Below are 10,977 nucleotides of genomic sequence, written 5' to 3' on the forward strand. Positions count from 1 at the left end.
CCAACAACACAGGTTGATCCCCTGCCCTGGCCATCACCGCCGCGGTCAGAGGCTGAGGCGGTAATGGTTTGAAAACACTGTGGTCCACCCATCCTTCAGGTTGGTCCACAGCGCCTTCATGGGATGATGTCAGCGGTCCATTCCGTTCCCGGCTCCCAGTGCGAGAGGTCTGTCTCTGCGCCCACTCAGCTGAGGCGTGGGCCGTTGGCTCTGGACAGCTTCACGTGGATGCGATCCGTACATCTTGAAAGTCACCTTACGGGCCTCGATGACCTCAACTTCGATGTTCATTTCATGCCCGTTTTTTTCGAACTCCGAAAGGTGTTCCTTGGAACCCCATACGGTTGCCTTGGGCTCGAACTCCACCTCTCCGGATTCGTGCTCGGCCGTGTTGTCCTGTACTTGTCCTTGGCCCTCAGCTCGTTGAGATTCGATCCTCTCCAGGTCATCCTGGACTTGCTGGGGGGAGGGGTTGCGCAGGTCATGGCCGTAGTGATCCAGCACCTCTCTGTGGATCACGTCATCAACGCGAGCGGCTTCCACCTCGTGCTCGCGCCAACTCGCCGCGATCTCGTAAACCTCCGCGACCTGTTGGGGGGTGGCCTCATTCCACCATTTGGTGTCGTCGACGACGGAGAGTTTCTCCTGTGCTTTCTCCCACGCGTGCTGGTAGCGGACCTGAGCTTCCACTCGCTGTTCCTCCGCCTCACGTCGACGTCGGGCCCTCTCACGCAGCTGCCCGATGACCTTGGACCACTGCCGTCCAACCTGCTCAGCGACCTGCATGGCTTCGCGCAGGCTCTGGCCGAGTGCCTCTTCGATACCGTCGGACTCGCTCATCTGGCCTCCAGGTCAGTGGTCGTTTCGGACATCGATGAAAAGCCCCGGCGGCGGCGGTGTGTAAGGCAAGGGGGTGCCGGGTTTGTTCTCGTCTTCACTGCGCCCGAACGGTCCGTCAGGATCGAAGAGGATGTTCATGTGGTAGTCGGCGTGGTCACGCCACCAGGTGCTGATTCCGGTGGCGTCGTCCAGGCGCAGGTTCTCCCATGAGCGCCACAGAGCCTCCAACCGGGAGATCGCCTCAGCCGAGCGCCACCATTCGGCTGACCAACGACGGTTTCCGCGTGGCCCGACTTTGCGTTGGTAAATCGGGGTGATGATCTCACGTACGAATTCATCCACTGAGCCGAAGTACAGTTCGTAGTCGCCTCTCACCTCGCTTGCCTCCGCACGATCAGAGAACGGCTCCTCGCCAGTTCGTTCTTCGGGACCGGACATAGGTGTGCTTGGTGAGGCTGGACCATCGTCGGGGGACGGGCTTTCGACGAAGGCCAGCAAGTCGGCCAACGCGTCCTCGTAGCTCTGATCGGTTTCGCGTGTCACAGGACACCCCTAGGTTCGTGTTCGGCGATGGATGCGCGGATGACCTCAGCGTGCGGTCCCTGCATCCAGGGCACCGTCTCGATCAGGGTCGGTGGTGCCCCGGAGGCGATGACCACGGCCCGGCCTCGGGGGATCGCGCCCAGGTCGGCGATGTCCATCGCGGCTTGGCTGGTGAGCTGGTGACTGGTGGAGCGCCCGTCCCGGCTGAGACTGGCTGAGACCGCTTCGCGGTCGTAGTCGCCGATGAGCTGGGACAGCTCCTGCAAGAACTGGGTCTCGGACACGCCGCCGCCGTAGACCTTGATGTTGGAGGCCGACCAGAGTTTGCGCATACCCTCCTGGCCCCACACCTCCACCCCCTGGGACCAGGATTGAAGGATCGCCATGAGGACGATGCCGCGTGACCCGTAGTGGGAGTACATCGCGGGTAGTTCAGACCATTTGCACACGTTGGCGACCTCGTCGAGCACGCCCAGCATGGGGGTGGACAGGCGCCCGCCGGGCATGGTGGCGGCGAGTTCTTCGGCGGCCTCCACAACGGCGACGGTCAGCGCGGTCACCAGCGGTCCGGCGGTTCCGGCGCCTTCCTTGGACAGGCTGTAGAGGGTGCCGGTGCCCTCGCGTACGAAGGCGTGGGGGTCGAAGTGCGGGCGTGTGTCGTCGGGCCCGGTGCGGGTGATCCAGGGAGCGATGCGTCGGTTGGTCAGGCAGGAGGCCATCTGCATGGCGGTGCCGAACACACCAGCGCGCTGTTTGTCAGGGGCTTCGATGATTCCCGACAGTCCGTCGGCCTGGAGGGGGAAGCCGTGCTCGGACAGGATGTGTACGGCGGTGTCGTCGGTGGGGCGGGCCAGCCAGGTGTAGACACCGGTGATGGGCCGGGACTCCAGAGCGGCCGCGAGCAGCAGGTTGGCGAGCAGATTGCGGCCTTCGCCGTCGAAGTAGGCGTCCGAGCGCGCCGAGGCGTCGCGTGATCCGGCGGCGAAGTGCCCGGCCAGCTGGGCGGCCTTGACCTCGTCGGTGACATACGACAGCGGGTCCCACCACCAGGTGGGCTCTTCCATCGCGATCTGTTGGGGGTCGAAGGGCCACACCGGCCCTTTGTCGGCACGTGGGCCGCGGGTGGCGTCGAGGATGTCGCGTTTGTTGGAGGTGACCAGGACTGCGCCCGGGGCCGACATGATGGCGGGCACACCTCGGGATGTGGTCTTTCCGGTGCGTGGTCCCCAGATGTCGACGTGCATGTCCTCCCAGGACCCGTAGAGCATCTGCTTTCCGACCACGGTGCGGCCGATCGGCACACCGGGGGAGCCGTGCACGCCCAGGCGTCGGGCGGTCGCCGAGGCGCCCGCTTCGGTGAGCGCGGCCAGGTCCTGGCCGCGGCCCATGTAGGTGGCCGAGGCGTCGACGCGGGTGCGCTTGCGGCCGCGGTGGCGCACGAACCAGACGATCCCGACGGTGATCCCCGCAGCCAGTACCAGGAGGCCGATCAGGACGCCGGTGGCGGCGCCGGTCCAGGGGATACGGCCCAAGAACAGGCCCAGCAGCAGACCGAAGGGGTCCAGGGGCACATCCTGGGAGCCGCCGGTGATCAGGTTGGCGACGTGCAGGGGAACCCAGGTGCCCGCCACCAGCACGGCCAGCAGGATCAGCCCGCACCAGAGCATGATGGTTTCGGGGCTGGTCGCGCTGGGGCCGCGTTTGCGCCGGTTGGACTGGTTACTCACGCGACCGTCTCCGTCTCCTGGTCGACGCGTTGGGAGACGCGGGACGTCTCGTGCCAGAGCTTGTTGGTGTCGTTGATGCTCTCCTCCACCGACGTCAGTTGGACCTGGACCGGGATGCCGGGCCGTCCGCCGACCTTGACCAGGAACTTGCCGCGTCCGGGCGGGGCGGCCTCGCGGTTGTTGGAGGAGTCCCAGGCGGGCGGGTCCTGCCAGCCGATGAGCATGCGCTGTTCGGCTCGGGAGAAGGGGATGGCGGTGTTGAGCATCGGCATCTCGGCCGAGGGCAGGCCGCCGCAGATCACCATGCCGGAGCGTTCAACGAACCCTTTGGCCTTCATCCGGTCCTCTTCGGCGGTCAGTGACATCAGGTCGCTCATGGTGTGGGAGATCATCGCCATGCCGACGCCGCGTTGCCGGTTCAGGCGGGTCAGGGCGTCGACCCGGTCGACCATGCCCCTCCCTGCGCGCAGGGCCCGCCACAGCTCGTCGAGGATGACGAAGTAGTGGCGACGGGGTTCCAAACCGGCGTCGGCCAGTGCGTTGGCGACGTTGACCGTGCCGAACCCCGCCGACCAGCACGCCAGGAGTACGGCGGCCTGGAGGTCGGTCTCAGAGTCGTCGATCGCGGACACGTCGAAGACGACGGGGCGGTCGCGGTGCATGGGGGTGGTGGTGTGTTGGGCGAAGGTCTCGCCCAACCGGCCGCCGCCGACGAGGCCGATGAGGGAGGCTTCGAGGCCTTCGGTGATCTCGCGGTAGCGGTCGAGGGAGCCGCGGTCGAGGGCGACGTGGCGTACCTCGTCCGGGGCGTCCTGGATGACCTTGAGCAGGTCGGCCAGGATGGGGACGCCGTCGTGGCGTTCGTCCAGGACCTTCAGCGCCCGGTCCAGGATGGTTTCCTCCCGGTCGGTGGGTGGGGCGGCGCGCATGATGGTCAGCAGGGCCGAGACCATGGTGTGGCGGCGCCCGTGGGCGTCGGCGATGACCTGGCTGCGGGCCTTGCCGGTGAGGCGTTGGGCGGCCGCGCTGGCGTCTCCGGGATCGAGGATGTTCAGGTGTCCGCGGCCGCGTCCCAAGGAGATGACCTGTCCGCCGAGTGCTTCGATGAGGTCGACGTAGTCGGGTTTCAAGTCCCCAAGGACCAGGGGTTGCACCCCGTACCCGGCCAGGCCGGTGGCCATCCGTCGCACGATCGTGGACTTGCCCAGGCCGGGTTTGCCGAGCACGAACGCTGAGGGGTTCGAGATCAACTTGGCGCGCTGGAACCAGGAGATGGGGTCGCAGCAGAGTGTGGCGCCCGTCTGGAGGTTGCGACCGATCGGCACCCCGACCATCGGGGTGCCGGTGCCGACCGCGAACGGCCACAGCCCGCACGCCTGCACGGTGGTGCCGCGCCACTCCTGGGCCATCTGCACCATGGTCGCCATGCCACCGCCGCGGCCCGCCCAGCCGCGCGGGCCCGGACGGCGCACCACCGGCCCCTTGGGCTGCTTCTCCTTGGCCGCTTTCTTCTTGTCGTTCTTGGCCATCACAGCTGCTCTCTGAGTTCGACGGGTACCTTCAGGTGCTTGGGCAGCACCAGGCCCAGCGGCAGCGCCGCGGCGAACGCCGAGTCCTGGGCACCATGGACGAGCCGTAGCCGCAGTCGGGCGGTCGCTGAGAGGTTGTCGATCGCCGCGATGGCGTCGGCCTTCTTTTCGGAGTTCAGCACGGTGGCGGTGACGACCATGCCGAAGTTGACCAGGCCCGCCCCGGCAGCTTCTTCCGCAGCGGTCGCGCGGGCCTGGCGGGTGGCCAACGCATCACGGGCTGATGGCTTGCTGCTGGAGGTCTGGCGGAACTCCGCTGCTCGCAGGTCGGCCTCCACCAGGCCAGCGGCGCGTGCGGCGTCCAGAGGCCGGTACAGCAGTGCGACGCGCTTGCGGGCGATGTCACGGTGCGGAGCCAACAGTCGGGCGAGGATCCCGGACTGGACGTTGCCACGCGGGGCGGCGGCCATCGACCACGACACCGACAGTGCTCCGTCGTGGACGTAGGAGCCCCAAGACGCTTCGTGCGCGCTGGGTCCCACATCCGGCCAGGTCAGCTCCGGCACCTGTCCGGCGGCGTGGGCCTCCTCGATCAACACCGCCGATGCCGGGTCGTAGGCGATACGAACGACTTCGCACAGCTCCTGGGCCGAGAGAGGGTGGGCCGCACCGGCGCCGGTGGCACCAAGTCCCTGGGTCAGGCCGGGCAGCCGGGCGGCGAGCTCACGCCCCATCTCTTCCGGTTTGCGCCGCTTGCCCCCAGAGCGGGCGGCCCCGGAGAAGGTGACGGCGACGTAGGCCTTCACGGTCGAGGACCCGGCCGGGTACCGGTTGACCGCTTCGTTGAGCATGGCCTTGGCGAAATCGGGTGCGTCGGGGTCGATGTGGGTGGTGACCTCCCGGCGCAACCGGGTGCCGGTGTCGGGGGCGGTCTCGACGGTGACCGAGGCGGCCTCGACCCCCGGTTCGTCGCCGAGGTTGGCCAGCCACCGCCCCCATCCGGCGACCCAGATGTCAATCTGTTCGGAGTCCACCAGCGCCGCCCCGTCGGGTTCGGTGCCCAGCACGACGGTGTAGTGGCCGGTGAAGGGCACGTAGATCAGGGCGAAGCGGCGCCCGTAGGAGTCGGTGTGCTCGCTCAGGCGCGAGGGTGCAGCCAGTCCGGGCAGTTGGAAGGTGCCCCAGGCGGTGCGCCCCAGTGGCCCGGACCGGTACAGGTGCGATCCGGCCGAGCGGGTGTTCCACCAGCCCACCCGGTCGGCCATGCGGGAGAGCAGGTTGCGGTCGTGCTTGTCCTTGACCAGCAGCACCAGCAACATGCCTCCCAAGGAGGCACCGACCACGATCCCGGCCACCAGGCCCGCGGCCATGACGACGAACACCATGAAGATCAGCCCGCCGAGAAGGAGCATGGTGCCCAACGACCCGAGCCCCATCAGACCCGGGGAGGTGGGTTTGCGCCAGTTGCCGTAGGTGCGTGGTGAATGTGTCTCAGTTGCCATCAGGAGTCCGTCCCGTCGTTCACTGCCCCCGCCATGTCGCTCTTCGCACCGTCGGCCGGTGCCTTCATCTGCTCGGCCACCTGAGTGACCGGGACACCACCCGTCGCCGCCATCGAGGGGTCGGCTCCCATGGCTTCGGTGCCTCCGACGCCCTCGGGACCGGTTGCGTCGGGGCCGTCGGTACCGGGAGCGGGACTCTCGGTTCCGCTTTCCTGGCCCGAGTCCGTGGGGGCCGGTTCGGTCGTGGTGTCAGCAGGGGCTTGTTCTGCTCCTGACCCTTGCCCTGAGACCTCGCTCGCGCCCGGTGGGCTGCCTGTGGGTGCCTCACCGCCACCGCTGGTTCCGGTGTTGGCCTGGTCCTGGCCGATCTTCATCGCGCCGTCGGCCATCTTGCCGCCGACCAGGCTCGCTGTTCCGGCCATGGCGCCTCCGACACCACCCGCGCCCAGGGACGCCATCGGGGCCACGAACTTCATCAGGGCGGGCATCGCGATCAGGCTGATGAGCATCATCGTCACGCCGACCAGTACGCCCATCAGGCCGGTCTCGTCCTCGCTGTAGAAGAGGTCGTTACCTCCCACCAGCTGGAACGCGGTGGCGTAGATGATGGCCGCGGCCGGTTTGTACAGGATCCAGGCGATCAGCCAGCCGATGCACTTCTTGAACCAGGTCTTGCCCATCTCGGTGTTGGTGAAGGACGCGGCCAGCGGGAAGATTCCGGCCAGGATCACGACCATCCCCACCCGGATGATCATGAGGATTATCTGCAACATCGAGAAGAAGATGATGAAGATACCGACGAAGATCGCCAGGAACGCGCCGATCCCGCCGGTCGTGGCGGCATCGACGACCAGCATGTTAAAGATCGCCGTACCGAAGTCGGCATCGGTGGACTCATCGATGATCCACCGGGCGAACCCGTCGGCAGCACCCATCGCCGTGCCGATCCCGGTGACCCCGACTCCGGTCACGACCACCAGGGTCATCAGTGACTTGAGTAGTTCCTTGCCAGGGTCGGCGCGCTGTTCCCACACCATGCGCACCGCCCCGACGATGACCGACAGCACAGCGGCCGCGCCCATGTACCACCACAGGGAGCCTTGCAGGAACTCCACCGGGCGGGAGGCGTTCTCCGGTCCGGTCGAGGGCAACACGCCCGTGACGATGCCCGAGGCCGCCGAGATCAGCACCGTCGCGAACAAGACGATGCCGATCTTGCTGATGTGGCCCGCCCCTTCGCCTCGGCGCTGGTTGAGCGCCATCGTCGCGCCGAGGAAGATCAGCGCCAGAACGCAGATGCCCAGCGAGATCCAGGCCGCGTACCCCAAGAGCTCTTCGAGCCCAGAGGAGGAGGCCGGTGGTTGGCTGATATTGACGTCTTGCCCTTGGGCGATCGCACCATCAACATTTCCACCACTGGTCAGGTCCAAGGTGCCCACGAAAACCCAGTGGGTGGCCATGATCCCGACCGTCGTTCCCACACCCTCCATAACGGCTGAGGCGAGGTTCTCAACGGCATTTCCTACGACAGATGCGCTGAAATCCTGCATCCCGCAAATCGGGTTCGCCCACCCCCCGAAGCACTCATCCTCGGCCCCGTCAGTCGGCAGCATCTGTGTTCCCCGCCGACCATGGGATGTACCCGGAGGCGTCCGGGATCTGGGCTATCGGGATGATGCGCTCACCATCGGGGCGAAGTTCAACCTTCCAATCCCCGTCCTCCCATCGCAGGTCAGTCGTCACGGACGCGAACGTTCCGTTACTGGCTTCCACCGCCAGGTCAACACGAGCATGGTCGGGCCCATAACCCATGAGGTTGAAACCCACGGTGGACAGACGAAGTCCTTCGTCAGAGAAGGGTCCTGTGCGTTCGAGTTCCGCCAAAGCCGCGTCCCGCCCAGGACCTTCAGCGACGAGTTCCTCATTGATCGGTTGAATCAGGTTGGGGTCGGTGCCCATCGCCAGCACGTTGGATGCGACCAGGAGGGCACCAGCCGGTGAGTGCGCGTAGCACTGGCGAAAGCCGTCATCGGAGATCAGTCCTGGACCTGCGTCGGGCACGGAGGGCGCCTGCATGGTGCCCACGAACTCCCATTCCACGTCTGCGGGAGCAGCGAGAAGCTCCGTCTCGTTGTTTCCGGGAAGGCCGCACATGCTCGCGTCTTCGGCCGGTGCGGTCTCGGTTTCCGGAGCAGGGTCGGCGGTAGGAGACGCCGACACCGGCGGTGCCGCTTCCTCCTCACCGTCCGGCCACAAGATGGCGCCGGTCACGCCGATCCCCAAGACGGCGATCAGGCCCACGACTCCAGTCGAGGCGATAAAGGTCTTTGAAGCAAAAGGCGGGTCGCTCTGGTGATCATCATGACGAGCCATGATCGTGTGCCTCCTCTTCTGTCGCTAAGCGGACTCTCCACCGGTCACGAGGAAGCTGATGATCGACGCGGCTGCGGAAATGACGACCACGCCGCCGAGCACCATGCCGAGCTTGCCGAGGTGCTCACCGCCTTCACCACGGCGGGAGTTGATGGCCATGGTGGCACCCGCGATCATGAGGCCGACCACGCAAATGCCGAGGCTGATCCACTTGGTCCATTCCAACAGGGTGATGAACCCCTCGAATCCGGGCGGGGCGGATCCGGTCCCGGGGTCGGGCACGATGCCGGGTTCTGCTGGCACTGCTACGGCGAGGTGAACGCCGTCGGCAGCCAACTGTGTGGCCATGGGGAGGAATTCGTTGATCATCAGGGTTTCTTTCTATTCCATTGTTGGTGCGAGGTCGGAGAGGTCGGTGATCATCGCACGCACAGGTTTGGGTGCGGAGTCCAGGGTCGGGGGCTCACCTAGGCGCCAAGCCTCGATCCAGGGCACGTTCCACACCCGGGGGACACCTCCGGAGACGAGCTTGGCCAAGTCCTTGAGCGGACGGGGAAGCCGCCCAGGAGCGTCAGCGATCAGGACCAGACCCAGCAGGTCCACGCCGCTGTAGCCGGAAGCCCACTCCGTGGCGGCCGCCTGCGCCGCCAGCAGACCGCGAGCGTGCGTGCGTGCGACCAACACCACTCGTGGCTGGGAGGTGACCGAAATGGCCACTTCCGGCCACGCATGAACGGCCGCACGACTGTCCTCCAAGAGCGCGAGCAGGGTTCGTTCGCCCGCTCCGCCGTGCACACCCAACCACCAAAGCCGCGCCGTACCCGTCACCGGACGCCGGGGAAGACAAGCCACGGGCGCAGCGATCCCAGTCTGCGGAGTAGCCGGGCCGCTGGGGTACCCAGGGCCTGAAACGACTTCCACCGGTTCGTCTTTGGCCTCATCGTTAATGGTGTTTGCCGAGGTCAACCACGGATTGTTCTCCACCACGACACGACCACCCCCTTTCATCACAGACGTGCCCTGACCCCCCGGCAGCGCTCAGACAGCAACACTCGAAGAGTCCCAGCGGGGTGCGACCAACGACCGCACCAGCCGCCGTACGACCCGTGTTGTCACTGGGGGCACAGAACATGCGAAGAGTACCGACATCAGCGCATGTTTCCCTACGCAGGCGGTAGCTGGTGCCAGTGTGCATCTAGTGCATGATCTCTAGACTGAGCGCGCCCAATCAGGGTGAACACCGCACCTCATGACAAATGACCGGGAGGGCTGTACACGCATGTCCGATTCCAAGGGACTGGGCGCCGGACTCCTGGCCACCGGCTGCGCCCCTCTCGCGGTGTTTGCCGGATGCCTGATGATGCTGGTGCTGATGGTCAGCCCAGGAGACGGCTGCGTCCCCGGCGGGGGTGGCCCCGGAGTCGTGATCGACACCGACTCCCTGCCCGATGGTCCCGTTGCGGGCTACCACACCGAGCAGCTCCTCAACGCCGCATACATCATCAATGCAGGGGCCGCCCTGGACCTGGACGCGCGTGATCAGAAGATCGGTGTGATGACGGCCATGGGGGAGTCCTCGCTGCGAGTCCTGGACGAGGGTGACGCTGCGGGCGAGGAGCTGGTGGCCCGGGGGGAGATCGAAGAGGGCTCCCGCGGGCTCTTCCAGCAACTGGGCAACGGGGCTTGGGGATCGCATGAGGACCGGATGGACCCCACCATCAGCGCGACGAACTTCTTCCTCGCGCTCATGGAAGTCGACGAGGACGAGGCCATCGGGGACGAGGACGTCGTCGCGCGCCAGATGAGCCTCATCGCGCACGCCGTGCAGGTCAACGCCGACCCCTACCACTACGAGGCGTACTGGCAGGCGGCCGAGGACGTCTTCAACGCCCTGGCCGGGATCGACCTGCCCGGGGTGCCCGACGACTACTCCGCTTCCCCAACCTGCACCATCAGCGGGGGAGGGGCCCCGCAGATCAGTGACCAGTGCGCTCCCGTGGCCAGCCCTAACCTCCAGTCCTCAACGTGCCGGGGATACGCGGCGATCCAGGCGGAGTTCAGTATCGAATGGCCGGGCGGCGTGGGGTGCTACGACCCGCGACCGTGGGAAGACCCCCCGATGGACCACCCCAAGGGGCTCGCCTGCGACTACATGGTCGCCACCGCGGCCCAAGGGAAGATCCCAACCCCTGAAATGCATCAGCAGACCATTGAGGTCATTAACTGGTTGATTCAGCACCATGAAGTTCTCAAAATTAAGTACGTCATCTACGAGGGTCATATTTGGAACCCGGGATATGGTGACCCCGTCGGCAGCTGGGAAACCGTGAAGCGTGCGAGTTATCTCTACGCCACAGGAGATTTGACGACAGATCACTACGACCACATCCACGTTTCCCACTACCCTTAGAGCTCATCTCAAAAGTCCTGCGAGGTGGCCCTGTACCTGGGATGATCACGTGC

10 protein-coding genes are annotated in these 10,977 nt (G+C 66.1%); 1 reads left to right on the forward strand and 9 read right to left on the reverse strand.

Features of this window, described 5'->3' with window-relative positions:
- Nucleotides 1-129: 129 nt before the first annotated feature.
- The 9 genes from ACTVAJ_RS18040 to ACTVAJ_RS18080 form a co-directional block, all read right to left on the reverse strand.
- A complete protein-coding gene (locus ACTVAJ_RS18040) occupies nucleotides 130-840 on the reverse strand; it encodes a hypothetical protein (RefSeq protein WP_470389351.1) in 711 nt (236 codons plus the stop codon).
- Nucleotides 841-852: 12 nt separating this feature from the next.
- Complete coding sequence (locus ACTVAJ_RS18045) at nucleotides 853-1,383, reverse strand: DUF4913 domain-containing protein (RefSeq protein WP_470389352.1); 531 nt, start codon at nucleotides 1,381-1,383, stop codon at nucleotides 853-855.
- Complete coding sequence (locus ACTVAJ_RS18050; RefSeq protein ID WP_470389353.1) at nucleotides 1,380-3,110, reverse strand: type IV secretory system conjugative DNA transfer family protein; 1,731 nt, start codon at nucleotides 3,108-3,110, stop codon at nucleotides 1,380-1,382. Before ACTVAJ_RS18050 ends, ACTVAJ_RS18045 begins: the two co-directional genes overlap by 4 nt.
- Complete coding sequence (locus tag ACTVAJ_RS18055; protein WP_470389354.1) at nucleotides 3,107-4,639, reverse strand: ATP/GTP-binding protein; 1,533 nt, start codon at nucleotides 4,637-4,639, stop codon at nucleotides 3,107-3,109. Before ACTVAJ_RS18055 ends, ACTVAJ_RS18050 begins: the two co-directional genes overlap by 4 nt.
- Nucleotides 4,639-6,141: an SCO6880 family protein gene (locus ACTVAJ_RS18060; RefSeq protein ID WP_470389355.1), complete on the reverse strand. Its 1,503-nt coding sequence runs from the start codon at nucleotides 6,139-6,141 to the stop codon at nucleotides 4,639-4,641. The genes ACTVAJ_RS18055 and ACTVAJ_RS18060 overlap by 1 nt, the downstream gene beginning before the upstream one ends.
- Nucleotides 6,141-7,601: a hypothetical protein gene (locus ACTVAJ_RS18065; protein ID WP_470389356.1), complete on the reverse strand. Its 1,461-nt coding sequence runs from the start codon at nucleotides 7,599-7,601 to the stop codon at nucleotides 6,141-6,143. The genes ACTVAJ_RS18060 and ACTVAJ_RS18065 overlap by 1 nt, the downstream gene beginning before the upstream one ends.
- Before the next feature lie 139 nt (nucleotides 7,602-7,740).
- Complete coding sequence (locus ACTVAJ_RS18070; protein ID WP_470389357.1) at nucleotides 7,741-8,514, reverse strand: DUF8175 domain-containg protein; 774 nt, start codon at nucleotides 8,512-8,514, stop codon at nucleotides 7,741-7,743.
- 24 nt (nucleotides 8,515-8,538) lie between these two features.
- Nucleotides 8,539-8,883, reverse strand: a complete 345-nt coding sequence (locus ACTVAJ_RS18075) for a hypothetical protein (protein ID WP_470389358.1) — start codon at nucleotides 8,881-8,883, stop codon at nucleotides 8,539-8,541.
- A gap of 12 nt (nucleotides 8,884-8,895) precedes the next feature.
- Complete coding sequence (locus tag ACTVAJ_RS18080) at nucleotides 8,896-9,522, reverse strand: DUF6668 family protein (RefSeq protein WP_470389360.1); 627 nt, start codon at nucleotides 9,520-9,522, stop codon at nucleotides 8,896-8,898.
- 271 nt (nucleotides 9,523-9,793) lie between these two features.
- On the opposite strand from ACTVAJ_RS18080, the gene ACTVAJ_RS18085 reads away from it, so the two are divergent.
- A complete protein-coding gene (locus ACTVAJ_RS18085) occupies nucleotides 9,794-10,924 on the forward strand; it encodes a VldE C-terminal domain-containing protein (protein ID WP_470389359.1) in 1,131 nt (376 codons plus the stop codon).
- Nucleotides 10,925-10,977: the final 53 nt, after the last annotated feature.

Source organism: Nocardiopsis sp. KDC1DS13DA1 (assembly GCF_055632325.1).

What these genes read in the sequence shown, in the direction of transcription:
- ACTVAJ_RS18080 (WP_470389360.1), bottom strand. Translation starts at nt 9,522, where the DNA reads ATGAAAGGGGGTGGTCGTGTCGTGGTGGAGAACAATCCGTGGTTGACC.
- ACTVAJ_RS18085 (WP_470389359.1), top strand. Translation starts at nt 9,794, where the DNA reads ATGTCCGATTCCAAGGGACTGGGCGCCGGACTCCTGGCCACCGGCTGC.
- ACTVAJ_RS18040 (WP_470389351.1), bottom strand. Translation starts at nt 840, where the DNA reads ATGAGCGAGTCCGACGGTATCGAAGAGGCACTCGGCCAGAGCCTGCGC.
- ACTVAJ_RS18065 (WP_470389356.1), bottom strand. Translation starts at nt 7,601, where the DNA reads ATGGCCACCCACTGGGTTTTCGTGGGCACCTTGGACCTGACCAGTGGT.
- ACTVAJ_RS18060 (WP_470389355.1), bottom strand. Translation starts at nt 6,141, where the DNA reads ATGGCAACTGAGACACATTCACCACGCACCTACGGCAACTGGCGCAAA.
- ACTVAJ_RS18070 (WP_470389357.1), bottom strand. Translation starts at nt 8,514, where the DNA reads ATGGCTCGTCATGATGATCACCAGAGCGACCCGCCTTTTGCTTCAAAG.
- ACTVAJ_RS18055 (WP_470389354.1), bottom strand. Translation starts at nt 4,639, where the DNA reads ATGGCCAAGAACGACAAGAAGAAAGCGGCCAAGGAGAAGCAGCCCAAG.
- ACTVAJ_RS18075 (WP_470389358.1), bottom strand. Translation starts at nt 8,883, where the DNA reads ATGATCAACGAATTCCTCCCCATGGCCACACAGTTGGCTGCCGACGGC.